The sequence below is a fragment of the Psychrobacter sp. S1-30-MNA-CIBAN-0213 genome, from assembly GCF_040309845.1.
Taxonomy (GTDB): Bacteria; Pseudomonadota; Gammaproteobacteria; order Pseudomonadales; family Moraxellaceae; genus Psychrobacter.
Window position 1 is genome coordinate 113,138 of sequence record NZ_JBEOPE010000008.1, and the last position, 25,790, is coordinate 138,927.

Genomic DNA, 25,790 nt, shown 5'->3' on the forward strand with positions numbered 1-25,790 from the left:
TCATAAGAGATAAATTATGCAAGACTTAATCAAAAAAGCCGGACAAGTTAAAATGCTTGTAATGGATGTTGACGGTATCTTATCTAATGGTCAGATAATCTATGATGCTAATGGCATTGAGACCAAAGCATTCTCAGTGCAAGATGGCGTTGGGATTAAGTCTTTAGCACGTTATGGTATTTTAACCGCTATTATTACTGGTCGTAGTAGCCCTATGGTCAATAAGCGCGCCGCTGAGACGGGTGTTGACTATGTGGTACAAGGCCGTGACGATAAGCTTATCGCCTTAACAGAGCTGCTTTCGACATTAGATCCAGCATTAAACATTACCGCTGCCGATTGCGCTTATATGGGTGATGATTTACCTGATATTAAAGCTATGCAAACGGTTGGCTTTGCTGCGACAGTGCCTAATGCACATGCCGAAGTGATTAACCGCAGTGATATGGTGACTACGCGCGCAGGTGGTACAGGAGCAGTACGTGAAGTATGTGATCTTATTTTAAAAGGTCATGGACACTATCAAGACTTTATCGCGCACTATACGCTTGATAAAGTACAGGCGCAGGATAACTTGTCGTGAATACTCGTGTTTTAATTATCTTAGCGTTAATCATTGCTGGTATCGCTGGTTGGTTTTTTCAGCAACAAGGTAAGATTACGCCACCAGTAAATATAGAAGCTTCTGAAGTTGATTATGAGGCGACTGATATCAAAGCGGTACAAACCAATGAACAAGGCGAGACGGAGTACGAGCTCAATGCTGACTCACTGACACATAATCCAGTGACCAATCAAGATGAGATGTCAGGTATTACCATGAATTGGGAGCCATCTGATGAGCAGCGTTATAAGATTCAAGCGGGCAGTGCTACTATTAATCAACAAACAGGAGAGCTGCGTTTATCTGGTGGCTTTACCTTGGTTAGTGAAGACAAAGCTGGTGTGGCATCAGATATTGAACCGATTAAAGTCACAGGTCAGACGCTCAAAGGTAATACTAAATCACGCCAAGTCTATAGCGATGAGTCAGTCAAGGTTGAGCAGGGTATGAATCGTTTTGAGGCTTCCAGTATGAAAGCCAATCTTGAGACTGGTGAATATGAATTTGGGCAAGTGGCTGTGACCTTTACGCCAGCTGAGCGTCAAGATAAAGCATTATTTTAATATCTTGTATAGTACGTATGATAGCCTCAGATAGTTTAAAATAGAGGGTAAAGGTACTCGCAATAAATTGTCTAACAAGTGACTCACTTATTACTACTCGATATTCAACTTTATTAATTTAGTTTAGTTACCTAACGGCTTTTGCTTTTCTACTACTCATTACCTCCTAATTATAAAAGAGTAACTGCTTATGAAACCTAAATTTTTGCCTGCCATTCGTTGCAATCAAGTGCCACAATTTTTACGTATTTTACCGATAACCATGATATTAGCATTACCGCTATATAGTCATGCGTTGCCATCAGATGCCAATCAATCCATCAAGTTATTGGCAGATAAAGCGACTTATAGCGAGCGTACTGGTGTCACCAGTTACTCTGGTAATGTCATTATTACTCAGGGTACACTAAAGCTTACTGCTGATGATATCACCGTAAATTTATCGCAGCAGCGCAGCATTAATTCGGCAGTGGCAACTGGACGTCCAGCGACGATGCAACAAGTCATTACTCAAGAAAAAGGACTGGCAAAAGGCCAAGCAAACAAGATTGATTACAATGCAGTGAGCGGTATTATTACCTTAACGGGTAATGCAAGACTGGTTCAAAATGGAGCTAGCTTTGCGGGTAATGTGATTCGTTATAGCCTAAAAGCTGGAGATGTTGAGGCCACAGCTGGTAATAGCCAGCGTGTTGAACTGGTACTTCCACCCAATAATAATACCAACCAAAGCGGTATACGCTAGAATGATTTTGTCAGTTTTTATAAGCGTCTAAATTTTGCATTAGTATGAGTATCGTATGAGTGATAGTAGCAGTTTTAATAGCAGTCTTGACAGTCAGAATACGTCTGTAAAAAACAGTACGACTACGCCTGTAGTCGAGCGTCTGACGATGCAAAATTTAGGTAAGCGTTACGGCAAGCGCTGGGTAGTTAAAGATGTCTCATTCTCTGTCGAGCAAGGACAAGTCGTTGGCTTGCTAGGACCTAACGGTGCAGGTAAGACAACCAGCTTTTATATGGTAGTCGGTTTAGTCAATATGGATAAAGGCCGCGTTACCTTAAGCAAAATGGACTTGTCTAAGTATGCCATGCATGAGCGTGCTCGTGCTGGTATTGGTTACCTGCCACAAGAGGCTTCTATCTTTCGTAAGTTATCAATCGAAGATAATATCTTGGCTATTTTGCAAACTCGTAAAGAGTTATCAGCCGCCGAACAGCGACAAGAGCTTGAAAAATTAATCGGTGAGTTCCATTTGGAGCATGTACGTAAATCCCTAGGGATGAGTGTCTCAGGCGGTGAGCGTCGCCGTTGTGAGATTGCACGCGCTTTAGCAGCTGACCCTAAGTTTATCTTATTAGATGAGCCTTTTGCTGGGGTTGATCCTATCTCTGTTGGTGATATCAAAGACGTTATTTTGGCGTTAAAAAATCGCGGTATTGGCGTACTAATCACCGATCATAACGTTCGTGATACCTTAGCCATTTGTGATAAAGCTTATATTGTTTCAGAAGGTGCCATTATCGCTGAAGGCACATCGTGTGAAGTATTAGATAATGAGCTAGTAAAATCAGTCTATTTAGGTACAGACTTTCAAGTATAGGTAATCCTGTGCGTAGCCGCTCATCTATAACTCATAAATAAGAACTATAGATGAGCGGTTAAAAATATTTTTATAGTATTCGATACATCTTGAGTTTTTATTTACTAACCCAATTTAACTATTATAATTAATTCATCTAACTCTGCACTTTCACGTCTGCATTACCAACCTTCATTCTTTTTTATCGAAGCGGTTATTGGTTTATCATAATTTATGATGACTTATCCTATATAAATAAAACTATCTTAATCTCTCTTTATTTCGCAACCTAAACAGGGCGCATACACGATGGCAAAAAATAAAAGTAGCTATGTCTGTCAGCACTGCGGTGCACATTTTGGTAAATGGTCGGGACAGTGCTCTGATTGCGGCGAATGGAACAGTTTAATAGAAGCCCCAAATGTTAGTATGCCGCATCATAATAAAAATACCTCTAAACCCGCAGCCAATAGAGCAACGCCGCGTGGCGCAAATGGTGGTGCTCCAACAGGAAATTATTCAGGAACGCATAGTGCTGTCATGCCTCTTAATGCCGTTAGTGTAGGGTTAGACACACGTCTGCCAACAGGTATTAGCGAGTTTGACCGAGTATTAGGTGGTGGGTTGGTTGCCGGTTCGGTGGTACTGATAGGTGGTGATCCTGGTATTGGGAAATCTACTATTTTGCTGCAAACGGCGACCAATATGGCACGTGCAGATTCGTTAGCGGGTAGTGCGCTCTATGTAACTGGTGAAGAGTCATTGGCACAGGTGGCGATGCGAGCCAAACGTTTAGATTTACCTGCTGATCGTTTGCGAGTTCTGGCTGAAACCAATGTAGAGACCATTTGCGCCGCACTAACTCAAGAGCAGCCTGCTATTGCAATTATTGATTCGATTCAGACCATTTATACGGATGCGATTAATTCAGCTCCTGGCGGTGTCAGCCAAATTCGAGAGTCGGCAGCTATTTTGACTCGCTATGCCAAACAGACTGGGACGGCTTTGTTTTTAGTTGGACATGTGACCAAAGAAGGTACATTGGCAGGTCCAAGAGTACTTGAGCACATGGTGGACACAGTTTTATACTTTGAAGGACAGTCTGACTCACGATTTCGTATGATTCGTGCCGTCAAAAACCGCTTTGGCGCCGTTAATGAGCTGGGTATCTTTGGTATGACTGACATGGGTCTCAAAGAAGTCGCCAATCCATCGGCCATATTTTTGAGCCGCTATGATAAGCCAGTTGCTGGCTCAGTGGTTATGGTTAGCCGTGAGGGCACACGTCCACTATTGGTTGAGGTGCAAGCACTGGTTGATGACTCTCAAGGACAGCCAAGACGTATGGCTTTGGGGCTTGATTTTCAGCGTCTATCAATGCTGCTCGCGGTTATGCACCGTCATGGTGGTATTCACACTAGCGGACAAGACGTTTATGTCAACGTGGTTGGCGGGGTTAAAGTGATAGAGACGGGTTCGGATTTGGCAGTGCTATTAGCTTGTGCCTCTAGTATTAGAGAAAAGCCTTTGCCGTCATCATTGGCAGTATTCGGTGAGGTGGGCTTGTCGGGAGAGATTCGCCCCGTACCGAACGGTCAAGAACGCCTAAAAGAGGCCATGAAACATGGATTTACTCATGCTATCATTCCTAAATCAAATGCACCTGCCAGCAACTCGCCGCAGTTCAAAGGTATTACTGTACACGCTGTAGAGCGTTTGGATGATGCTATAGAGATAGCCTTCAAAATTTAGTCTTCATCTGAATAAAACTTTCTTAATAATAGCATCCATAAAAAAAGTTCCAGACTCACTTGAGTTTGGAACTTTTTTATATTTTTAATATGCTTTATATATTTTGAATTGCTAGTTTTTCTAAGTCTGTAACTTTAATTGAGTATTTAAAACTATAACCTAAAAAACTATGGACCTGAAACACGTTCAATTGAAACGTTGCCAACACCTTTACTAGTGATGCCTAAACGTTTAGCTGCCCCATAAGACAAATCTAGAACGCGATTACCATGGAATGGACCACGATCATTTACCTTTACTACTACGCTTTTGCCATTAGTTTTATTGGTTACTTTTACATAGCAGTTTAGTGGCAAAGAACGATGAGCAGCTGTCAGACCATTCATATCAAAAGTATCGCCACTGGCAGTTTTACGGCCATGGAACTTACGACCATACCAAGAGGCGAGACCAGTTTGTTTGAACTTGCTGACAGAATTAGAGGCCACAGCAGTCAGTCGCTCTAATACATCTTCATCATCAGTGACTTGACTAGTATCATTAGCCAATAGAGAGCTGTTAATAGCTAACGATGCTGGCTGACGTGCAGATTTTACTAAGCTTGAAGCATTATCATGTTGGCGAGTAAGCTCACCAAGTACACGATCAATATGGGAGGCGTTATCTTGAGACAAGGTCGCAAGGGATGTTTTTGCTTCTACGGCATTGGCATTAGATGCTATTGCAGAGCCAGCAAACAAACACACTGACATTGTAAGTAAACCAGATAGACGCTTATTCATAGATACCTCTATAACTTATATATTAAGACATAGTATCCAAAACCTAGGGTTGAGCACAACAGAATAAAGTAATTCTGATAACGCTACAGATCATGCATGCTCGTCATCTATGTAAGTACCATAGGATATGAGCAATGGCTGGATAAGTCTCAAAACATGGGTAATTTTCATTTCGCAAATTTTCAATGTAAAGCTACTAATTAAGAATTCAAAGTTTTACTATCTTATTTTGTTATGAATACGTTAACTTAAGTAGTGCCTTTGAAAAGCTAGATGCTCACTATACGGAGCAGCTACGACCGAAATATAATTGAATGCAAAGTTTATTAGCAACTCTGTACATGTTATGTATCAAAGAGTAGTAAAAAGAGAGTAACGCAAATTTTTGTAAAAAACAAGGATTAAAGTTTAATGATGATTGTTATTAATGACAAATGTATTAAAGATATAAACAGGTAACTTTCTACATATTTCTGTAACAATAACAGCGTCTTAGATAACATTATTTTTTATGATAATAGTGTGATTTTTATAAGGAATATTTTTATTTACTAAATAAATATTTTTTATAAATGTTTGTTTTTTGAATTGATGTTATTTATATCGGATACTCATAATACTTTTTGATATATGCTTTATTTTGAATATAAACAATCTAATATAAATTGTTATCTGTATTTTTACTTCTTTATATTTATAATTCTGGTTCTTTTAACCATTAGATTGCAATTTTTGTAATCTTAAAGCCAATATTTATATAAGACATATTTTTTGAACCATAGTTAATTATTAATTCATACTCACACTATATTATTTAGTTTAAGTAAAAAATACTGCTACATAAGCTTATAAGCAGGGCGGAGTATGGTTTTGATATATTAGCTATCAGGACAATTTGACTAATCAGCTTTGTGAGTATGAATGGACATCAAAAGTCCAAACCCGCCCATTAAGGTTACAATTGCAGTACCACCGTAACTAACGAAAGGTAAGGGAACGCCAACAACAGGTAGAATGCCTCCAACCATGCCAACATTCACAAATACATAGACAAAAAACGACATCGCAATAGCACCTGCTAATAGGCGGCTATAGGTATCAGGGTGGGTAAAAGCAATATATAGTGCACGTATTAATAGGCAAGCATATATCAGCATAAGTAGTATCACACCGAATAGGCCAAATTCTTCTGAGAAAGCAGCAATGATAAAGTCAGTGTGACCTTCAGGCAAAAAGTGTAGTTGTGATTGTGTACCGTCTAGATAACCTTTACCTGATAGTCCTCCAGAACCGATGGCAGTTTTAGACTGAATAATATTCCAACCCGCTCCCTGTACGTCATCTTCAGGATTAAAAAGGGTTAACACTCGCGTACGCTGGTAATCGTGTAATAAAAAATACCATGCAAAGGTTACAAAGGGTATGGCTAACGCTAGCGCTGCTGAAATCATCCACCATGAAAGACCTGCCAAAAACAGGACAAAGAGCCCACTTGCTGCAACGAGTAGTGAAGTACCAAGATCTGGCTCTTTTGCGATCAGTATTACCGGTACAATGATAATGCCCAAAGTTATTATTACACTTGAAAATGATGGCGGTAGTTCACGTTTGGATAAGAACCATGCACACATCATTGGCATACCCAGTTTCATAAACTCTGATGGCTGTACGCTGCCAAAACCTGGCAAATTAATCCAGCGCTGTGCTCCCATCCTTACTTCGCCAATAATATCAACCAATACCAGTAGTATCAGTCCTAACACATAAAAAACAGGAGTAAAGGTGCGATAGATGCTAGGTGGCACTTGCGCCATAATAAACATGACTGTAAAAGCCACTCCATAGCTTACTATTTGTCGGACAACCATACTAACGTCTTGGGTTGAAGCACTATATAAGATAGTCAGGCCAATACAGCAAATCAGCAATAACAGTACAGTCAGCCATGGGTCTATATGAATACGCTGCCACAGCGTTCGTTCATGACGTTGGCCGAAATGATGGCTTTGGCGTGAAAAGCGATATTGTGGATTAGAAGACATAGGCAAAAGTGACTGTAATAAAAGGAAGTATATTAAAAGAGACAGTTTAAGAATGCTTTTTATTAACTATTATCATAAATCTGAACACTAACTATAAAAAAGCAATCAAAAATAAGGTATGGTAAATATAATAATTCTACTAAAAGTATCTTTGATGTAGCAAGATACCTAGTTTTAAGACATTATTATCGTATAGCTATCGTAGAAAATAACAACAATAGGGTGACTTGATAGTAATAGAGTAACGTGATTATAAAAAATGATGATGATAAATGTTAATAACAAAATTATTAGCTATTATCAGGGGCGATAGTTTAGCCTGCTTGCGTAAAATTTGATAGTATCGATAAAATATTTATTAGTGATAACTGCTCACATGACCCATGTAAATAATAGTATTCATAGGTTTTCCTATAAGCCTAAATGTAAACAGGCCAATTTTTCTATTTACCCGAAAGATATTTACCCTTCTATAAATCTGAAATTTCATATGACATCAATTATAAAACCTTTAGTTGCCTTTATCGTTTGTAGTAGCAGCGTTATTGGACATGCTGCTATTTTAAATGACAGTAGCGAGCGTCGTATTCAAGTGCGTCATGCTAGTGATAGCAGTAGTAATGCCTATATCGCGCCTTCTGCTAGCGTTAACCATAAATCGCCTGTGTTAAGTGGCGATAGTATGCAAGGTTTGATTAACCAAAAACAACGCGAATATGAGTTCGATTCTAAAGTATCAATAGAAGAGAATAAACGTGTGAGCGTGAATACTCGCAGTCCAAATTATAGTACTTCTGACTTTAAACGTGTGACTTACAATCCTAAGTACAACACAGCCAGTAATACTTATAACAGTATGGTTGATATGGACTTCAATGGTTGGTTAAACAGCAACAGCTTTCGTGCTCAAGAAGTGGCAAATTTTCAACGTTATTTAAGCTCACAGATTGGTGCCCGAAACGTTCCACCACTTGAAGAGCTTCTTACTACTGCACGTAGCTGGGACAAGTGTGGTTATGAGCCTTATCAGCTGCCCCCACAAGAATTGTGGTCAAATATAGTACCTACTTTGCGGCTTTATAGTAATTTAAAGAACCAAGGTATCCTGCCTGCAAGTAGTAAAATACGTTCAGCATATCGTAGCCCAGGATTGAATGGTTGTGCGGGTGGTGCGAATAGCAGCAAACATATGACCGCAGGGGCAATAGATATTTGGGTGCCTGAATACGATGATAATTTTTGGCTACTGAGTAACTTGCAAGACGGTCTATGTCAATTTTGGCAATATCAAGGTCAGTCTCATAATTTTGGCTTAGGATTGTACTCAACGGGCGCAATACATCTAGATACGCAAGGTTATCGAAAGTGGGGTTTTAATCATGCCAGTAGTAGCTCCTCATGTCGCTATTAAACTTAAACAGTGCCATAACTTAAAAAACTAAGCTTAACTACTGGAGTCGTTGATATTGAGCTTATTGAGTATGCTTAAAATGGTTGATAGATGCCATATAGCTATTTGGTTAGACCTATAAGTCATTAAAAACTAGTAATATTGTCCCAAATTATGTTCTAATAATCACAAATAATTGTCTACATTTTATACAAGTTCCTTGTTTCATAAACAAGGTTCAAGAGTTTGATACAAGCGGGATTTATGAAGGGTTTTCGGTCGATAATATCAGGCGCACGTAGGTTTAATTTGAGCAATACACTTAATTCTCAATCAAACACTTTACGTCTTATGTTGGTTGTTGTTGCTATCTTGTTGGTACTACTTAGCAACTCTTGTAGTCCGGAAATGCCTACGGATAGTCAAGCAGATGCATCACTGGCGCAGCAAAAACAGTTAGAAGTTGCCAATATTGAGGATAATATTACCAACTCGTATGCAAGGTTAGCTGCAAATCGTGCAGATATTTGTCCCAAACTATTGCAAAAAGACATGGGTAACAACGATATTAAGCGTGTTGCCGAAGTGATGGTTAATGACTATCGTGACTATTTTTTATATTTAGAGGCTGGACAGCGCATTGATGTCGATGTCGATAATAGACAAATAGAAGCCCTACTGATTGTGCCCACTATGCATAACTTCGCTAATGGCGAGTATCAAGTGGCATCCTATGATAAGCATGTAATCCGACTAGCCTATAATGGCGCTACATACAAGCCTGAACGCTTAAGCTACGACGTTGCGATAACAGTTACGGATTAAGTATCCGTAACCTTGTTTTCTTAACTTATATCAAAAGCGCCTGCTAAAAAATTACTCAGATTTGATCGTTTTGGTTTGCCAAGGATCGTCCTGTCCAACTGTCACAATCAAGAATTTATCTGGATTAAGAGTATCGCGCATAGTCTGATTCACTCCTGATAGTTTAACGTTTTCAATACGTGCCATATAATCCGTCAGATAATTATCTGGCAGTTGATAGAAGTTCATCATTCCCAGCAAACCATTAATTCCCGCATTACTTGCAAAGCTCATCGGAAAGCTATTCTTCATATTGTCCGTGGTTAGACGCATCTCATCATTGTTAATCCCGTTATCTAACGTATCATTAATGACCGTTAAGCTGGCATCAATAGCATCGCGAGCCTTGTCATTGCGGGTTGAAAAACCTATCTGGTAAGGGCCACGAGTTAGCATTGGACTCATAGAGCCTGATATACCATAGGTATAACCTAGATTTTGACGTATCTCAGTCATCAACCGTGCATTAAAATTACCGCCTGCTAATACCTCATTGCCAATAGCAAAATTGGTTTGTTGCTGTTGCGCTTGAGGGTCGGTAGCACGCTTACTACCTAGTTGTCCCATTAGTACTGTGGTTTGGCTGCTAGGAAAGGGGATGTGAATATTCTTTGCTTGGGTGAGTGGTTTTGGCTCGGGTAAAGCATTGGCGGCCTTGCCTATAGGTAAATTAGTAGTAATGTCTTCAGCGAGTTTTTTGGCTTGAGCGAGCGTCAAGTTGCCAGTCATTGCTAATGAAGCATTGGCAGCGACAAGGTAGCGATTTTGAAAGTCAGTTAGGTCTTTTTTCTCGATACTGGGTACTGTTTCAAGCGTACCTGACGAAGGATGGGCATAAGGATGGCTGCCATATAGAGCGTTATCAAAAGCCAGACTGGCAAGGCTATTAGGATCTTGTTTCTGCTGTTGCAGACCGACTAATAGACGTGCTTTGTTACGCGCTAAAATTGATTGATCAAAGTTGGACTGTGTCAGCATTTGCGTCATCAAATCGATGGCTGGTAGTAGATGAGCATCATCAGATAAGCTACGTAGCGAGACGATAAACATATCCTTATACGCACTACTATTTAAATCAATCCCTAATGTTTCAACTGCTCGCGTAAAGTCATCTTCGTTCAAGCTCTCAGTGCCTTGCGTGAGCATCGTAGCGGTCATATTAGCAATGCCAAAGCCATTCGCACGTATATTACCATCGCGTGCACTACCAGCATTAAAACGTAAATCAATATCTACGATAGGTAACGTGGTTGCTCGTACAAAAGATACGGGCACGCCGGCTGTCGTTTTAAAGTGTTCGATAGTTGGTACTGTTACTTGTAAAGGTTTAACGTTGTTAAGACTGGTAAGCTTAGCCAATGCTGCAATGGGCGCATTTACATCGACCGCAGCAGCGGGCTCACGATATTCTTCAGCACCGACTGAGTCTGCATAAGCGGGAGCAATAAACGCTGTTAAGCCTAGTAGAATGCTAGCACTAAGATGAGACTTGCAAATAGATTGAGACCGGGTTGAGTCTGGATGTGGTAGCGTTCTTTTGATCATGAATATAAAAGTTTTCTGAGTCATATCTTTCTTCTTATAGATGTTCTTAAACTATAGGCTTCTTAGGAAAGAAGGATGGCGCAAAACTATAACGAACATTAGCAATTTATTCTAAGTACTAAGTTTTAAATACCGAATTTCAAGCATTGAGTATTAATTGTTTGTTGGTGCCTTGCTTGTTTTAGTTTCATCTGTCTTTTGTTTAGGCGGTACGATATGCATCACGGTCAGATTATCGTTTACAAGATACTTTTTACTAGCAGCCTGAATATCAGCGATGCTCACACCATCAAGCTTGGCAGGTAAGCTTGCAAGCAATCTGTCATCCAGCCCTATAGATTGTAGCGAGCCTATCATCCGTGCTTGGCCTTCCATACTGTCTTGCGCATATACCAAACCTGTAACGGTATTGGTCTTAGCACAACTGATTTCGTCGGCATTAATAGGATCAGTGGTAAGCTTATTGATTTCAGCTGTGATAGCTTCTTGTGCTTGCGTTAAGCTCACGCCTTCACGCGGCGTTGCTTGTATTAAAAACAGTCCATCACCGCGATCAAGTAAGTCGTAAGAAGTACCGACTGTGGTCAGCAAACCTTGCTCGCGTATGAGTCGACTTTCTAAACGCGCCGATAGACCACCATCTAACACATCTTGGGCAAGTGATAGCGCATAAGCTTGCTTTTCATTGTTCGCGCCAACAGTCGATAGGCTAGGGACGTTGTAACCCATCAACAATACAGGCACTTGTACCGCTTGCTCAGAGTCAACTTTTTGATAACCACGGAAGCCTTGCTGTTTGACCGCAGGGCGTGTGGGTAATTTGCTGGCAGGCAGATCACCGAAGTAGCGTTTGACTTGTGCTAAGACCTCTTTTGGCTCAACGTCACCGACGATAACTAAGGTTGCATTATTGGGTGCATACCAAGTCTTATACCAATCTTTTAATTCTGTCAGTTTAATGGATTCAAGCTCGCTCATTGGCCCGATGACAGATTCACCTTTAGGACTATCAGGCAAAGCCAACAGGCGAAACGACTCATAAGCTTTGGCAAGTGGATTGTCATCAGTACGTTGACGACGTTCCTCCATGACTACTTGATGCTCTTTAGTAAAAGCTTTTTCATCAAAAACTAAGTTTTTCATGCGATCCGCTTCTAATTCCAAAGCTAAAGCCATTCTATTAGCGGGAAAGAGCTCGTAGTAGCCAGTGTAATCGTAGCTGGTGAAAGCGTTATTAACGCCGCCAAACTTTGCAATCAAGCGCTCATAATCATCGCTTGAAACGTCAGCTGTCCCTTTAAACATCATATGTTCGAGCAAATGCGAGATGCCACCTTTATTTAACGGCTCATCCGCAGAGCCAACCCGATACCAGATCTGCGTCATCGCTACTGGCGCCCGATGATCTTCTTTGATAATTATCTTGAGCCCATTTTCTAACTGATATTCATGTCGACCTGACATATCGATAGTCAGATCCGAACTCATGGATGGCTTAGCAGTTACTGTGTCAGGCTCAGCTGTTTGTTTCAGACCACTGGTTTGACATGCAGTTAGAGTAGTGGCGAGTGCTAAGGCGCAGGCCATACGTAACGATATAATAGGTAATGGTGAAGACAAGGGCATGGTATGTTCTACTTATAAAAAATGACGACTTATCAAAGACGATGACTTATTAAAAACTATAAAATAATATTGTTGTCTTAAAGATAACAACCGCAAGCGCTATAAAGATTTATGTCCACCAACAATCACACTGGCTGTTGGTTTGAATTCTTGTGTCGTACTACAGCCTACGATTGATAATAATAGGATGGAAATAACCATAGCGATTCCAATATTTATAACAAGCTTCAAATGAGAAACCGTTGGTACAGGTTTATAATTGGTTTTATGAGTTGGTATTATCGATGACATAAGTATTCCTGATTTTAGAAGACAGTTTTAGAAAAAGAGCTTTCTTAAGCTCACCTTTAGAGGTAAGACCACCAAATGTATAGATATCCTAATTGATGACACACCATAGACTGGCAATGAAAATTATTACAAAATCTTTTTTAAGTCATTAATTAAATCAGCTGTTGGCTCTAGTGCTTGCAAAGTAGCACAACCTACAGTTGAAAAAGACAGGGCTGCTATAAGAAGCAACAGGCTGAGCGCATTAGCCTTTCTATAAATAAAATGCCTCTTAGGAATAGGCTTAATATCAGATCTTATGCCGTTTGATGGATATTGTCGCTTTGGCAAGTGTATATGCTTTAAAAAGCAAGTTTGTTTTAGAGGTGGCATGGCTATTCCTATTCAGTGAATAAAAAGACCGAACGGCTAATTGATTGCTCAGAGCAGGCAAGTATTAAATAGACTGTAGCGAAATTTGACCTTACCAAAGTCAGATTTTTGTGTCTGAACCTTAACCAAGCTTTCTTACAAATCGGCTATTACTTTATCATTCGCTATCACGGACAGCGCTGAGCGACACTTGAATTATGCTAAACTAGCACAAAAACCAGCTTTCGTTTTAATGATATTAAATATAATGATATTCATTGCACAATAAATAAATTACTGACATTGATAACTTTTAGGGCAAGCTTATGAATAATCCGAATAATGCCAACCGTGTGGTCATCAATCTTGATGGCAGCCTTGATGATTTAGATGACGATGATATTACCTTACCGAGTCTACCGACGCAATCAGTCCCCATTATTGATGATTCTGGTATCGATGAAGTTGAAACAGCAATTAAGGCTGATGAGCAAGGTAATGGTGTTAGTCATACAGCAAATACGGATGTATCAAGTGCAGATGCTGCAGAACAGATAGCTTTAGGTGCGCCAATCGTCATGCCTGCAGGACAGCATACGAGCGAAGATACAGTGGTGAGTAACGATAAGATCGACAATAAGACTAATCGTACTGCTGTACCAAAAATGCCGCTACAAGATCAGTGGAGCGACAATTCCAGCAATAAATCTCGAGCCGCTAACCCTCAATCTGGCAGTACTGGAAATATCAATCCTGACAGTGCAAGTCAAGCTAGCGTTTCTGAATCTAGCGTTCCTGAATCTAGCGTTCCTATGAGACAAGCTGCACCCAGTATGCCTCAAGACGAGCAAGAAAATGAAACCCAAGGTCGTCAAAAAGGCAGCTGGTTCAACCGCATGAAGTCAGGGCTGAGTAAGTCACGTAAGAATTTAGCGGAAGGTATGGTCAGTATTCTTATCGGTGGTAAAGAGATCGACGATGAGCTGTTAGAAGAAGTCGAAGATCAACTGTTGGTTGCTGACATTGGTGTAAACGCAACCAACCGCATTATTAAGAGTCTAACCGAGCAGACAGCACGTGGGGACTTAATCTATGCACATTCATTGTATAAAGCGTTGCAAAGTGAGTTGGTCGATATCTTAACGCCAAAAGTTGCGCCACTGGTCATCGACACCAGCAAAAAACCTTTTGTTATTTTAGTTGTAGGCGTTAATGGTGTTGGCAAAACGACGACTATTGGAAAACTTGCCAAACGTCTACAAGGTGAGGGCAAATCGGTCATGCTGGCTGCGGGTGATACGTTCCGTGCGGCCGCGACCGAGCAGCTGCAAATTTGGGGTGAGCGTAATAGTATTCCAGTCGTAGCGCAAGGTCACGGCTCAGACAGCGCCTCTGTTATCTTTGATGCCATGCAATCTGCTAAGGCTAAAAATATCGATGTGTTAATTGCTGATACTGCTGGTCGCTTGCAGAATAAAACGCATCTAATGGCGGAGCTTGAAAAAGTCGTGCGCGTCATGCGTAAAGCCGATCCAAGCGCGCCGCATGAAGGTATGATTGTTCTGGATGCTGGTACAGGACAAAATGCTATCAATCAAGTTGAGCTATTTAATAAAGTCGTGCCTTTGACGGGTATTACTATTACCAAATTAGATGGTACTGCCAAAGGCGGGGTCGTGTTTAATATTGCTGAAACTACTGATGTGCCTATCCGCTACATTGGTGTTGGCGAGTCCATTGATGATCTACGTGCCTTTAGTCCTAAGCAGTTCGTTGCAGCATTGTTCGATACGGATGAAAGTTAAGATTTTTCATAAATTGAGTATTATTTCATTAGAGCTAAGTTGGAGGTAACTATGATAGTCACTACAACAAGTTTTGGTCAACATCGACTAATTTTAATGGCAAGCGCTAATGAGAATGATATTGCTCAGCTTGCTGAAGTTAATTGGCTATTAAAAGGCCAGTCATGGCGTCACTCTAAATCATCTACTAAGCTCAAAAAGCACTATAAGCTTAGCGAGGATGATTTTATATTTATAGATGAAGATGAATTAAATAGTAAAGATGCCTCTCAATCTTTACTATTAGCTGCCATCGGCCAGCTTAATGAGTATGCTGATGGTAGACGTGACGCTTTTGATTTGTCATTAGATATATCTTTAGGCACTGAGTTTCAGCAAAAAGTATGGCGAGCATTACAAGATATTGCGCATGGCGAAACGATAAGTTATGCAACGCTTGCTCAGCGTGTTGGTAACCCTAAAGGATTCCGAGCAGTGGCAAACGCTAACGGCAAAAACCCTTTTAGTATCGTCATTCCCTGTCATCGAGTGATTGCCAGCGATGGTAAGCTGGGTGGCTATACTGGCGGGCTGGACAAAAAAGAGTATTTATTAGCGCTTGAAGGTGTAAAGGATAAAACCTAGTTTAAGAGATTTTAGATGAACGGTTATTGGATGCATTGTTAAAACGCATTAAAAAAGAGCCAAACGCTAAAAACGTTTGGCTCTTTTTATGAGTGATCGATCATTTATTACTGGTAAGTTATTGCTGGACAGAAACTATTGCTCAAGTTGTGCCATCACGTCAGCAGAGAAGTTCACATTGCTATAAACCTCTTGTACATCATCTATGTCTTCTAGCATATCAATCATCTTCATGACTTTTTCGGCATCATCGATATTATCAATCTCAGCACTGGTCGATGGTGACATAGTCACTTCAGCATTATCAGATACCAGACCTGCAGCATTGAGAGCATCTTTGACTTGACCGAAACTTTCCCACTCAGTGATGACAAGCAGGCTTTCACCATCATTTTCAATATCAAGTGCGCCTGCATCTAATGCAGCAAGCATAACTTCATCTTCTAAGCTTACATCATTAAAAGTGATTTCGCCGCGCTTATTAAAAAGGTAAGCGACTGAACCTGAAGTACCAAGATTGCCATCGTACTTGGTAAAGGCATGGCGCACTTCACTGACAGTGCGATTAACATTGTCGGTCATGGTTTCGACCAGTACTGCGACGCCACCGATACCATAGCCTTCATAGCTGATCTCATCCATGTTTTCAGTATCACCGCCACCAGTACCGCGATCAACAGCACGATTGATGGTGTCTCTGGTCATATTGACTGATAAGGCTTTTTCAATAACGGCCCGTAAACGTGGGTTTTTGTCAGGGTCAGGATCACCTTGCTTAGCAGCTGAAACAATTTCACGAATAATCTTGGTAAATACTTTACCTTTTACTGCATCCTGACGGGCTTTACGGTGTTTAATATTTGCCCATTTTGAATGACCTGCCATATTATATCCTTAAGTGCTATATACTTTTTAGTATGAGCTCAATGTGAGTCATACCTATTACGAATACTTTTTTATACCAATGTTTGAATGTTTTTGGAGCTTATAAATTTCACACTAACTAGCGCTTTTAATGTACTGTTGTAAGGTTATAAGCTTACGTTAACGTTAGCAATTTGTATGTTGCTAAGAGCTATTTTTTGCTACACTGTGGCAACTTATATGTTGTGATAACTGCTATAAGCGACCAATATTATAAACCAATTTTGCGTATTTTGAATAACTTGCGCTTATCCATCACACTTTAAATCATTGGATGCTATCAAGCCACTGATTTTATGAAGCCACTGATTCTATGAAGCAACCAACCGCTGAAGCCATTACTCATTTACGCAACCGCATTCACATTACTATTGAAGGCACAGATACCCGTTTGGGTAAGCTTTTTGATATTGTACTATTGATTGCCATTTTGACCAGTGTGGCTATCGTAATGCTTGATAGTGTTCTATACATGCGTTTGCAATATGGCACACTGTTTTTTTACGCTGAATGGTTTTTTACGATTTTATTTACGATTGAGTACGCTCTAAGGTTATTCTCAGCACCCAATCGTATTCGTTATGTTTTTAGTTTTTTTGGAATAGTGGATTTATTATCCGTATTACCAAGCTATTTAAGTCTAATGTTTGTGGGTGTGCAGTACTTACTCGTGATACGTATTTTACGTATTTTACGTATTTTCCGCGTTCTCAAGCTCAAAGCGTATATGCAACAAGCTGGATTTTTGGCTTCTGCGCTTAGAACCAGTCAGCAAAAGATTACGGTATTTTTCTTATCGCTCGTCTTATTAGTAACGATCTTTGGCTCGGTTATCTATGTTGTGGAAGGTCCAGAAAATGGCTTTACCAGTATTCCATTATCTATCTATTGGGCGATAGTAACCATGACTACAGTGGGATATGGTGATATATCACCAAAAACGCCACTAGGGCAAGCAATTGCATCCATGGTCATGATTACTGGTTACTCTATCATTGCAGTGCCAACAGGGATTTTTACCTCTGAGCTGGCACGTAATATGCGACCACAGCTCAATCCAATCACTTGTCCCAACTGTGGGAAGTTTGGTCATGCAGTTGGTGCGACATTCTGTGATCGCTGTGGCCATGCGCTACATGTTTAACGGTCACTAATATTGATTTTTTAAGTCTCTATATATTCATTAGTTAGCGATGATAAGTCAACTTCCACCCCAAGGTTAACCAAGTTCCAGTACTGTCCTGATACGGTACGATCAAGCATCATGGTAGTGGCGGAAGGCTGAAATTGAGCAAAGTATTTTAAAGACGTACGCATCTGAGCAATAACTTCGTGATGCACTTGACTACTAGAAAAATCAAAATGGCCATCTTGATGAGGCGTAATAGATAAAGGCTTCAATCCAATAGCGAGCCATTGCTGGTAAAACTCGCCTGGAATATTGGTATCATCATTCCGGCGTATTCCCAGTGCAATCAAATCCTGTTCAAGTGCCGTCACATCGCCTTTGATAGCATGTTTAGCAAACCTACGAAACAATTGCACCTCACTATCACTATAGCTGCGAATACCGCCAAAGTCGTAAGCTACTACGCTACCATCAGTGCGGAAGGCAAAGTTACCGGGATGAGGATCACAGTGCATCCGGTATAAGCCAAATAGCTGGCCTGCTGTAAAATGAAACAGGCGCTCTGCTATTTTTTGCTTAACATCATTATCCCATGTCGCTGCTACTGTTAGCGTCTCTCCCATCTCTTCTGTCAAAGTCAAAATTCGTTTAGAAGAGTGGCTACCAATGACCTTAGGTATGATAAGACCGTTGTCCTCAGCATGAAATGCCCCAAATACCCGTAAGTTATGGGCCTCTTTAGTATAATCAAGCTCATCATGTAAGCTTTGACGTATCTCGTTAAATAGCTGATTTTGCAGGTCACGACTCATGTTAAGAACGCCAGCAATCTTTAAGGCCATGCGTACTTGCTTTAGATCACTGTCGCAATTCTCATCAACATCTGGATATTGCACCTTAACTACGACCTTTTGGCCAGAGGGCAGAGTAGCCTTGTGTACTTGACCAATGGAGGCTGCCGCAAAAGGTACTTCTTCGAATTCTGCAAACAGCTCACTAATAGATGCTTTAAGCTCACGTTCTACCTGTGTGCGTATCTGTACATATGGCATGGGTGGCGCATCTTTTTGTAGCTTTTCAAGCGCCGTTGCAACCTCTGGTGGAAACACATCTTTATATTGCGAGGCGATTTGCCCCACTTTCATGACAGCGCCCTTCATCTCACCAAGCGTTTCAGCGATTTGAACGCCTACATCTTGCATTAACTCTGAGCGTGCCTGTAAGCGTTTTTCTTCGTCACTAGAGAGGTGCTTTAGCGAGTTCTTAGCAGCTTTACCTGCAATACTTGCAGTCATGCCAGCAAGTTTCATAAAGCGTTTTCCGGACGATTTAGCCATTCATATCACCGTATATTGATTTTTTAGTTTTTTGCTTATAAATTAATGATTGATTAAAGAACGAGTCATATTTAATGCAATATTTCAGCCAATAAAACCCTTCATTTTAAAAGCGTGCTAGGGTTTTTCTAAAGACTGTATTAAGGCATGTGATAATGCCACTTAGCTGTCATTGTCCAAGTCAATGCGGTACGAATTAACCAGCCAATAATCGAGTGCCATCTGATAGCCTAAGTGGCCTAAACCACATATTACTCCAACTGCCACATCACTTAAGTAAGAATGTTGCCGAAAAGGTTCACGTGCATGAACATTAGATAGATGCATCTCTATGAATGGCTTTTGAGTGGCTAGTAGGGCATCGCGAATAGCGACTGACGTATGGGTAAATGCAGCTGGATTAATGATGATAGCATCCACTTGTGATACAGCATCAGCTAACAAACCATGATGCTGAATAGCATCAACGAGCTGTCCTTCGTGATTGGATTGAATACAAATAAGTTCAATGCCATGCTTTGCTGCTCTTATTGTTAAATGTTTTTCGATATCAGTAAGGGTTGTATGACCATAAATTTCTGGCTCGCGCTTACCTAATAAGTTGAGGTTAGGCCCGTTAATGAGTAGTATTTTGCGTGTCTGTAGATTGTCTGTTTCTGAACCAGTTGCGTCTGCTACTGTTGTTTTTGAAGCTGATGCTGACGGAGAAGAGTTGCTCATAAGTTTCTCTACAGATTTAGGTGAATGTAATATTAGGTCTAATAGGGTTTGTAATTATAACTCATCTATAGTTTACTAATAAATCTTTAGCATCATGTCACAGGCATGGTTTTATGGTGATTGCATATGCTTTGGCAATGCATTAGTGAGAGATGCCTTTGTAGACCTTACCTTTGCATTAATACTCTTGTAAACGAAATATTCATTGAAATAACGGATAAGTAAGAGATTAAACTGTTACGCTAGATATGGGACTTTATCATAATAGCTCAATTGTTAGTTTATAAAAAATTACATAGATAGCTTACCTAAACATTAAAAATCATGTTAAATGACTTTGTGTTGCTAAAAACCCATGCTATGATATTTTTAAGTAGTGAATCTTGCGATTTTGTTGCTGCTGCTTTTTGAAACAACTATAAGTAGCAATCATCCTTAAGTGATGATGCAACATCGCTAGTAAGTGCGTTAAGGCGCGATTATTTCATCTAAGAAGAAATTCTTATTATTTGATGAAAATGAATGTCCTTATATATTCTAAACGCAACTTTTAAATGATGGTATTTAAATCGTTATTGATTAAATAAGTGATTTAAATTCTGATTTCATAATCTTAGACCCCGTTTATATGCAATTACGCAAAGGAAGTTGGGGCTAGGCGTAATTTTAGGAAGCAATGTTATGTCAGATCGTGAGCAAGGTATCGTTAAGTGGTTTAATGACTCAAAAGGCTTTGGTTTTATTCAACGTAATAGCGGTGAAGACATTTTTGTCCATTTCCGCGCTATTCAAGGTGATGGTTATCGCTCTCTAAAAGATGGCGAAAAAGTTGAGTTTAACGTAGTGGAAGGCCAAAAAGGCCTACAAGCTGAAGAGGTTAGAAAAGTAGAAGACTGATCAATTCAGTCATTATAGTGGTTTAGCTATAATGATTTTACTAACTGCTGATATACTACTGAGTCAAGCCTGTCTATTCTTATCGATATTGGGTTTATTACAACATCGATAAGAATAGACATTAGGCTTGGCTTTTTTACGCTCCTATATTTCATAGGCCGTTAATTATTAGTTGCAGTTATCTATCCGCATTCATCTGCATTCATATACCAGCAGCTTTATCTAAATCTAAAAGCTACGTTAAGGTTTGCTGTGAGTCTGCTACTGTCAATACATAAGGATGATTTTTTGAGTAATTTTACGACATTTACTGATTTGCCACTTTCAGCGCCAACATTACGAGCAATCAGTGATTTGGGTTTTACCGAGTTAACGCCTATCCAAGCTCAGATATTACCACATACATTAGCGCATCAAGACGCGATTGGACAGGCGCAAACGGGAACAGGCAAGACTGCGACTTTCTTGATTACTATTATGGAAGCTTTACTTAAGCGTCCTTTTGGTCAGGAAGAAGAGCGTCATTTAGGTGAGCCTCGCGCCGTGATAATGGCACCAACACGCGAGCTTGCGCAGCAGATTTTTGATGATTGTGTGGCATTGACCAAATATACCGAGCTACATAGTGTCTGTATTATGGGTGGTACTAATTATGAGACTCAACAGCATGAGCTTGAGCGCCAATATGTAGATATTTTGGTGGCTACACCTGGACGTTTGATTGATCTTATGCATAAAGGTATGGTCTATTTGGATCGTGTAGAAGTACTTGTGTTAGATGAAGCTGACCGTATGCTTGATATGGGTTTTATCCCCGATATTAAACGTTTGGTTGGACGCATGCCAGCTAACACTGATCGTCAAAGCCTGCTGTTTTCAGCTACCTTTAATCAAGATGTTATGAACCTTGCTTATCGCTGGTTACATGAGCCCCAGTTTGTTGAAATTGAGCCTGAACACAAAACTAGTGAGCTAGTAGACCAGCATTTTTATTTACTAACAGAAGATCAAAAGTTAGAAGCGTTGCAGCGTATTATTGCTGATAGCGCTGTAGAAAAAGTCATTGTCTTTGCCAATCGTAAGGATCAGGTGAAGCGTCTGTATCACAAGCTTCGTCAAGCGCATAAAATTGTTATGCTATCAGGTGACGTGATTCAGCAGAAGCGTGAAAAATACTTACAGCGTTTTAAAGACGGTCACGCCTCTATATTAGTCGCAACTGACGTAGCTGGGCGCGGTATTCATGTTGACGATATCAGTCATGTGGTTAACTATACCTTGCCGGATCAGCCAGATGACTATGTACATCGTATTGGTCGTACAGGGCGCGCTGGGCAAACAGGTATCAGTATTAGCTTTGTGAGTGAAGATGATGCTTTTAATCTACCTGCATTAGAGAAACACTTAGATACTAAGTTTAGCCTTGAGCAATGGCAACAGTAGTTATATCAATACTAAAAGCTTAAGTGTTGTCAGAAAAAGCCCGCAGCGATATTAACGTTGCGGGCTTTTTTTCGACATGCTTATAAGATATTGGCTTTTACTATGTTCTGAGCTCAACTATTGAGAATGGTTCATGGTTTCGGAGTCAGCATCCATATGATGCATATTAGAATCCATTTGGCTCATATCATGATGGGTAGAGTCGCCTGCTTCAGAGGTCATAGCAGAAGAGCTACCATGATTCATTTGTGCGCCACTATCATGTCCACCATGCATATTAGTCATTATGATAGGCACAAACGCCACAGCCATTCCCGATAGTACCATCACTACACCATTTAGCTGGCGCAAGCGAAAGCGACCAATTTTATCACGCATCCAGCTGACTGTTTTATGAGTAGCAACTAACATTGGCACTGTACCTAGACCAAAGACAAACATCAGTGCTGCGCCTCCTAAAGGATTATGAGCGACAACTGCAATAAGTAGGGCGCCATACACAAGTCCACAAGGTAGAAACCCCCATAGCAGACCAGCAGTTAAAGCACGTGGAAAGGTAGTGAGTGGAAATACCTTTTGGCGTAGTGGTCCAAGGATTTGCCAAAAACGCATACCAAAGCGCTCAAGCTTGGTTAAAAATGGCGCGCCCAACATTGTGACGCCAACAAGTACTAGCACTAAACCCAATAGAATACGCGGCATACTATTGCCTTTCATCAATGGCTCTAATACGGTTGTGCCAATTAATCCTGCCATCAAACCTAAAAAAGAATAGCTAAGTAAACGTCCAAGATGATAGGTAGCAACCAAACCACGGCGCTTGGCAGGACTAGCATCCTTCATTGATAGTCCAAATGCGCTCACCAGTCCGCCACACATGCCTAAGCAATGCGGTGAACCAAAAAATCCCATTAGTAATGCTGCAACTAATAATGCTGTGGTCATGAGCAGCAACTCCTAGAGTAAATAATAAGGTGAGAAAATGTTTATTCTATTGAAAATAAAAGCAGTAGATCGTTAACTAGATTAGAAGTTTTTAAAAATTTAATGCTATTTTTTATTATTAAGATCTGTATTGCTACCAGTTGTTATATCATCTTCGTCCAAAATTACACTTTTAACAGTAGTTTCAGTGGATATTGTATCCGTTTTTTGAACAGTGTCGCTTGGCTCATGCGATTGGATAACCTGACGACGCTCTTGTCGATCATCCAAGATAATACGCTGCGAGGCATTATCTAAATCCTCAAACTGATTGGATTTTACGGCATAACGTACTGCCCAAATAGCGACCACAAACAGCATTAAGCTTAATGGAATCAATAAAAATATACTGAGCATGGCAAACCTCTTAAATAGCAGTTTATTCTATTATTATACACTTATTGCAAGTGTAATAAATTGAGCTATGCAGGCGAAATCTGGGCAACTAAATTGGCACAAATTCATGAAGTATTTGTATTATTCATCAAAGGTTTTGACTGCATTACCTCTAGGCGTTAATAACTGCTGAGTGCTGACTTCTTCTGCAAGGCGACAGTCTGATTGCGGGCGCAGAACATCACGTAAATAAGCGGCTATTTCATAAACAGCACGTCTTGAATGGCTTAGGTTTTGTGCAGGCTCCATCCAATCAAGTTGAACGGGTAGTGGCGCGTTGATAGGAGTGCTATTAATCCCGTTTAGGGCAAATTGCCTGCGTGCCCGCGCCATATGATAGCTATCAGTGACAAGGTAAACATGATATAGAGGAACACGTTTGGCCGTAAACCGTGCATTTTCGCAAGTATTCATACTGGCGTTTTCGCTAATTGGTTCATCAATGCCGTGCTCGATGAGCCATTGACTCATCCAAGGCGCTTCAGCACCACTTAAAATAATAGGTAGCGGAAAATCATGATAGGCAATAGCGGCAGTACGGATACGGTTGAGACTATAACCATTAAGGATAGTTTGATTATTATTATCATTAGTGAGACCACCACCAAGGACCACATAAGCAGTAGGCGGCGAACTCATGGCACTAGCCGATATCGTAGGTAGCGGTAGATGCTCGAATACATAAGTAACCGTACGAGAAAACAGCGGTGTGAACAAACTAACAAGAATCAAAATAATCGCAGTCGAGCCCAGCAAAAAAGTCATATTAATAATACGAAACAATTTAATCATGCGTTCAGCTGAGCGCAGGTAATGCCCTGACAGCTTATGAGACCATGAACGCTTAGACCCCATGCTCACCATATCCAACTGTGCCATTAGTATTAACCCAAACTGGCTCACGGGCTAAAGTGATAGCAAATTTTTCATAAATACAGCTTATGATATGGTTCTGGGCTATTGCCACATCATCTTGGGTGGCTTGGTAAGGACGGTGATTAGTCAGTACTAATGCTTGTTTTTTATGAGTTACGATTGGTTCGATACCGCCGCCTTTTAGACCTGCTTGCTCTATTAACCAACCTGCTGCGACTTTGACCATTGAATCTGGCATTGGGTAGCCCACAATATCAGAATAATTACTCTGTAATGATATGAACTGGTTTTGACTGATAATAGGGTTTTGAAAAAAACTACCACAATTAGGGAGCTGTTTAGGATCAGGAAGTTTTCGTTGTCGAATATCGATGATAGCATGCATCACGTCCGCAGGAGCTGGTTGCATACGTCCTTGTTGCTCAGCATAACGTTGCGCCACTGTCTGGACATCACCATAACTGGCTAATACCTTTGTCTCATCAGTATGCAAGCGAAAACCCACACGGCTGATTAGCCAAGTGTTAGGCGTACGCTTAAAGATACTATCGCGGTAGCCAAACTCACAGTCAGTAGCGGTAAGAGAGTGCCAAGTTTTGGTCGGTAAGTGATAAGCGCGCACATACTGCAAATAGTCTTCTAACTGAACACCATATGCTCCAATATTCTGCACAGGAGCTGCACCAGTTAGCCCAGGAATCAAAGCCAAGTTTTCTAACCCGTACCAGCCTTGATTGACCGTATGAATAACCAAGTCATGCCAGTTTTCGCCTGCCATGACTTCAATATCAACATAATCTTGAGTCTGATCGGTGAGAGTAATGCCATGCATTTGCGGTCGTAGCACGATAGCTTGCAACTGCGTAGGTAACAGCACATTACTACCACCAGATAACACAAACAACGGCAGATTATGCCCAGTATTTTTTACATAACTTGTCATGAAGCTATCTAGCTGCGCCTCATCTTGTAAAGTCACTACTGTATCAGCTACACAAGCGAGCGCCATTGTATTGGTATGAGAAAGATCATGCGAACAATCATATTGGGCACTAGGAGCATGATGCAAATCTGTAGTCATAAAGCGACCTATTAGGCAAATAAATGGGGGCTGTTAAAGTAATGATTAAATTTTAAGTAGGCCTTAATACGCTCGTTATTATAAGGGATACGCGGTACAAAAGCGAGCCTTTCCTAAAAAGTGTGTAACTGCTTATAATCCACTAACCGGAGACTAAGCAATGACTAACCAATCTGACATC

24 protein-coding genes are annotated in these 25,790 nt (G+C 40.5%); 12 read left to right on the forward strand and 12 right to left on the reverse strand.

The window, feature by feature from the left end:
* The first annotated feature begins 16 nt into the window (after positions 1-16).
* From AAEY87_RS09440 to radA, 5 genes are all read left to right on the forward strand, one after another.
* Entirely contained in the window at positions 17-583 is a 567-nt protein-coding gene (locus tag AAEY87_RS09440; RefSeq protein ID WP_350656991.1) for a KdsC family phosphatase, read from the forward strand.
* Positions 580-1,167: an LPS export ABC transporter periplasmic protein LptC gene (lptC, locus tag AAEY87_RS09445; protein WP_350656992.1), complete on the forward strand. Its 588-nt coding sequence runs from the start codon at positions 580-582 to the stop codon at positions 1,165-1,167. The genes AAEY87_RS09440 and lptC overlap by 4 nt, the downstream gene beginning before the upstream one ends.
* A 190-nt stretch (positions 1,168-1,357) precedes the next feature.
* A complete protein-coding gene (gene lptA, locus AAEY87_RS09450; RefSeq protein ID WP_350656993.1) occupies positions 1,358-1,912 on the forward strand; it encodes a lipopolysaccharide transport periplasmic protein LptA in 555 nt (184 codons plus the stop codon).
* Between the two features lie 148 nt (positions 1,913-2,060).
* Positions 2,061-2,771 (forward strand): LPS export ABC transporter ATP-binding protein, encoded by a 711-nt coding sequence (gene lptB / locus AAEY87_RS09455; RefSeq protein WP_350657011.1) that lies wholly within the window; start codon positions 2,061-2,063, stop codon positions 2,769-2,771.
* Positions 2,772-3,059: 288 nt separating this feature from the next.
* Positions 3,060-4,502 (forward strand): DNA repair protein RadA, encoded by a 1,443-nt coding sequence (radA, locus tag AAEY87_RS09460; protein WP_350656994.1) that lies wholly within the window; start codon positions 3,060-3,062, stop codon positions 4,500-4,502.
* A 167-nt stretch (positions 4,503-4,669) separates the two neighbouring features.
* Here the strand turns inward: radA and AAEY87_RS09465 are convergent, their stop codons facing one another.
* Together AAEY87_RS09465 and rodA are read right to left on the reverse strand one after the other, a co-directional pair.
* Positions 4,670-5,284 carry a septal ring lytic transglycosylase RlpA family protein gene (locus AAEY87_RS09465; protein ID WP_068035406.1) on the reverse strand — a complete coding sequence of 205 codons (615 nt, stop codon included), beginning with the start codon at positions 5,282-5,284 and terminating at the stop codon, positions 4,670-4,672.
* Positions 5,285-6,183: 899 nt separating this feature from the next.
* Entirely contained in the window at positions 6,184-7,326 is a 1,143-nt protein-coding gene (rodA, locus tag AAEY87_RS09470; protein WP_068327244.1) for a rod shape-determining protein RodA, read from the reverse strand.
* A 490-nt stretch (positions 7,327-7,816) separates the two neighbouring features.
* Between rodA and AAEY87_RS09475 the strand changes: the two genes are divergently transcribed.
* Positions 7,817-8,737, forward strand: a complete 921-nt coding sequence (locus AAEY87_RS09475) for a D-Ala-D-Ala carboxypeptidase family metallohydrolase (RefSeq protein WP_350656995.1) — start codon at positions 7,817-7,819, stop codon at positions 8,735-8,737.
* A gap of 288 nt (positions 8,738-9,025) precedes the next feature.
* Positions 9,026-9,541, forward strand: a complete 516-nt coding sequence (locus AAEY87_RS09480; RefSeq protein ID WP_350656996.1) for a hypothetical protein — start codon at positions 9,026-9,028, stop codon at positions 9,539-9,541.
* Between the two features lie 51 nt (positions 9,542-9,592).
* On the opposite strand, the gene AAEY87_RS09485 is transcribed toward AAEY87_RS09480, so the two are convergent.
* From AAEY87_RS09485 to AAEY87_RS09495, 3 genes are all read right to left on the reverse strand, one after another.
* The gene (locus tag AAEY87_RS09485; RefSeq protein WP_350656997.1) at positions 9,593-11,149 is read right to left on the reverse strand and encodes a M16 family metallopeptidase; all 1,557 of its coding nucleotides are present in this window, start codon (positions 11,147-11,149) and stop codon (positions 9,593-9,595) included.
* Between the two features lie 129 nt (positions 11,150-11,278).
* On the reverse strand, positions 11,279-12,751 hold the full coding sequence (locus tag AAEY87_RS09490; protein WP_350656998.1) for a M16 family metallopeptidase: 1,473 nt from the start codon (positions 12,749-12,751) through the stop codon (positions 11,279-11,281).
* A gap of 417 nt (positions 12,752-13,168) precedes the next feature.
* Positions 13,169-13,414 (reverse strand): hypothetical protein, encoded by a 246-nt coding sequence (locus AAEY87_RS09495; RefSeq protein ID WP_068035413.1) that lies wholly within the window; start codon positions 13,412-13,414, stop codon positions 13,169-13,171.
* 812 nt (positions 13,415-14,226) lie between these two features.
* On the opposite strand from AAEY87_RS09495, the gene ftsY reads away from it, so the two are divergent.
* Positions 14,227-15,198, forward strand: a complete 972-nt coding sequence (gene ftsY, locus AAEY87_RS09500) for a signal recognition particle-docking protein FtsY (RefSeq protein ID WP_227514145.1) — start codon at positions 14,227-14,229, stop codon at positions 15,196-15,198.
* Positions 15,199-15,249: 51 nt separating this feature from the next.
* The gene (locus AAEY87_RS09505; protein WP_350656999.1) at positions 15,250-15,822 is read left to right on the forward strand and encodes a methylated-DNA--[protein]-cysteine S-methyltransferase; all 573 of its coding nucleotides are present in this window, start codon (positions 15,250-15,252) and stop codon (positions 15,820-15,822) included.
* A 135-nt stretch (positions 15,823-15,957) separates the two neighbouring features.
* Here the strand turns inward: AAEY87_RS09505 and AAEY87_RS09510 are convergent, their stop codons facing one another.
* Entirely contained in the window at positions 15,958-16,707 is a 750-nt protein-coding gene (locus AAEY87_RS09510; protein ID WP_068035420.1) for a YebC/PmpR family DNA-binding transcriptional regulator, read from the reverse strand.
* Positions 16,708-17,059: 352 nt separating this feature from the next.
* Between AAEY87_RS09510 and AAEY87_RS09515 the strand changes: the two genes are divergently transcribed.
* A complete protein-coding gene (locus AAEY87_RS09515; protein ID WP_068035423.1) occupies positions 17,060-17,890 on the forward strand; it encodes an ion transporter in 831 nt (276 codons plus the stop codon).
* Positions 17,891-17,910: 20 nt separating this feature from the next.
* On the opposite strand, the gene AAEY87_RS09520 is transcribed toward AAEY87_RS09515, so the two are convergent.
* Both AAEY87_RS09520 and aroQ read right to left on the reverse strand, forming a co-directional pair.
* Positions 17,911-19,212 carry an ABC1 kinase family protein gene (locus tag AAEY87_RS09520; protein ID WP_350657000.1) on the reverse strand — a complete coding sequence of 434 codons (1,302 nt, stop codon included), beginning with the start codon at positions 19,210-19,212 and terminating at the stop codon, positions 17,911-17,913.
* Between the two features lie 162 nt (positions 19,213-19,374).
* Positions 19,375-19,932: a type II 3-dehydroquinate dehydratase gene (aroQ, locus tag AAEY87_RS09525; protein ID WP_350657001.1), complete on the reverse strand. Its 558-nt coding sequence runs from the start codon at positions 19,930-19,932 to the stop codon at positions 19,375-19,377.
* A gap of 681 nt (positions 19,933-20,613) precedes the next feature.
* On the opposite strand from aroQ, the gene AAEY87_RS09530 reads away from it, so the two are divergent.
* Entirely contained in the window at positions 20,614-20,829 is a 216-nt protein-coding gene (locus AAEY87_RS09530; protein WP_068035429.1) for a cold-shock protein, read from the forward strand.
* 288 nt (positions 20,830-21,117) lie between these two features.
* A complete protein-coding gene (locus AAEY87_RS09535) occupies positions 21,118-22,272 on the forward strand; it encodes a DEAD/DEAH box helicase (protein WP_350657002.1) in 1,155 nt (384 codons plus the stop codon).
* 117 nt (positions 22,273-22,389) lie between these two features.
* Here AAEY87_RS09535 and AAEY87_RS09540 read toward each other — a convergent pair whose 3' ends face one another.
* The 4 genes from AAEY87_RS09540 to murB form a co-directional block, all read right to left on the reverse strand.
* Positions 22,390-23,217, reverse strand: a complete 828-nt coding sequence (locus AAEY87_RS09540; RefSeq protein WP_350657003.1) for a sulfite exporter TauE/SafE family protein — start codon at positions 23,215-23,217, stop codon at positions 22,390-22,392.
* Between the two features lie 105 nt (positions 23,218-23,322).
* The gene (gene ccoS, locus AAEY87_RS09545; RefSeq protein ID WP_068327274.1) at positions 23,323-23,613 is read right to left on the reverse strand and encodes a cbb3-type cytochrome oxidase assembly protein CcoS; all 291 of its coding nucleotides are present in this window, start codon (positions 23,611-23,613) and stop codon (positions 23,323-23,325) included.
* A 120-nt stretch (positions 23,614-23,733) separates the two neighbouring features.
* Complete coding sequence (locus AAEY87_RS09550) at positions 23,734-24,507, reverse strand: YdcF family protein (protein WP_068035436.1); 774 nt, start codon at positions 24,505-24,507, stop codon at positions 23,734-23,736.
* Positions 24,497-25,609 (reverse strand): UDP-N-acetylmuramate dehydrogenase, encoded by a 1,113-nt coding sequence (murB, locus tag AAEY87_RS09555; protein WP_068327281.1) that lies wholly within the window; start codon positions 25,607-25,609, stop codon positions 24,497-24,499. Before murB ends, AAEY87_RS09550 begins: the two co-directional genes overlap by 11 nt.
* Positions 25,610-25,790 lie beyond the last annotated feature (181 nt).

Excerpts from the sequence above, each read along its gene's own strand:
- AAEY87_RS09550 (WP_068035436.1), bottom strand. The coding sequence starts at position 24,507 with ATGGGGTCTAAGCGTTCATGGTCTCATAAGCTGTCAGGGCATTACCTG.
- AAEY87_RS09465 (WP_068035406.1), bottom strand. The coding sequence starts at position 5,284 with ATGAATAAGCGTCTATCTGGTTTACTTACAATGTCAGTGTGTTTGTTT.
- radA (WP_350656994.1), top strand. The coding sequence starts at position 3,060 with ATGGCAAAAAATAAAAGTAGCTATGTCTGTCAGCACTGCGGTGCACAT.
- AAEY87_RS09510 (WP_068035420.1), bottom strand. The coding sequence starts at position 16,707 with ATGGCAGGTCATTCAAAATGGGCAAATATTAAACACCGTAAAGCCCGT.
- AAEY87_RS09490 (WP_350656998.1), bottom strand. The coding sequence starts at position 12,751 with ATGCCCTTGTCTTCACCATTACCTATTATATCGTTACGTATGGCCTGC.
- AAEY87_RS09520 (WP_350657000.1), bottom strand. The coding sequence starts at position 19,212 with ATGGCTAAATCGTCCGGAAAACGCTTTATGAAACTTGCTGGCATGACT.
- ccoS (WP_068327274.1), bottom strand. The coding sequence starts at position 23,613 with ATGCTCAGTATATTTTTATTGATTCCATTAAGCTTAATGCTGTTTGTG.
- lptA (WP_350656993.1), top strand. The coding sequence starts at position 1,358 with ATGAAACCTAAATTTTTGCCTGCCATTCGTTGCAATCAAGTGCCACAA.
- AAEY87_RS09505 (WP_350656999.1), top strand. The coding sequence starts at position 15,250 with ATGATAGTCACTACAACAAGTTTTGGTCAACATCGACTAATTTTAATG.
- AAEY87_RS09515 (WP_068035423.1), top strand. The coding sequence starts at position 17,060 with ATGAAGCAACCAACCGCTGAAGCCATTACTCATTTACGCAACCGCATT.
- AAEY87_RS09485 (WP_350656997.1), bottom strand. The coding sequence starts at position 11,149 with ATGACTCAGAAAACTTTTATATTCATGATCAAAAGAACGCTACCACAT.
- murB (WP_068327281.1), bottom strand. The coding sequence starts at position 25,609 with ATGACTACAGATTTGCATCATGCTCCTAGTGCCCAATATGATTGTTCG.
- rodA (WP_068327244.1), bottom strand. The coding sequence starts at position 7,326 with ATGTCTTCTAATCCACAATATCGCTTTTCACGCCAAAGCCATCATTTC.
- AAEY87_RS09530 (WP_068035429.1), top strand. The coding sequence starts at position 20,614 with ATGTCAGATCGTGAGCAAGGTATCGTTAAGTGGTTTAATGACTCAAAA.
- ftsY (WP_227514145.1), top strand. The coding sequence starts at position 14,227 with ATGCCTCAAGACGAGCAAGAAAATGAAACCCAAGGTCGTCAAAAAGGC.
- aroQ (WP_350657001.1), bottom strand. The coding sequence starts at position 19,932 with ATGAGCAACTCTTCTCCGTCAGCATCAGCTTCAAAAACAACAGTAGCA.
- AAEY87_RS09475 (WP_350656995.1), top strand. The coding sequence starts at position 7,817 with ATGACATCAATTATAAAACCTTTAGTTGCCTTTATCGTTTGTAGTAGC.
- AAEY87_RS09440 (WP_350656991.1), top strand. The coding sequence starts at position 17 with ATGCAAGACTTAATCAAAAAAGCCGGACAAGTTAAAATGCTTGTAATG.
- lptB (WP_350657011.1), top strand. The coding sequence starts at position 2,061 with ATGCAAAATTTAGGTAAGCGTTACGGCAAGCGCTGGGTAGTTAAAGAT.
- AAEY87_RS09540 (WP_350657003.1), bottom strand. The coding sequence starts at position 23,217 with ATGACCACAGCATTATTAGTTGCAGCATTACTAATGGGATTTTTTGGT.
- AAEY87_RS09495 (WP_068035413.1), bottom strand. The coding sequence starts at position 13,414 with ATGCCACCTCTAAAACAAACTTGCTTTTTAAAGCATATACACTTGCCA.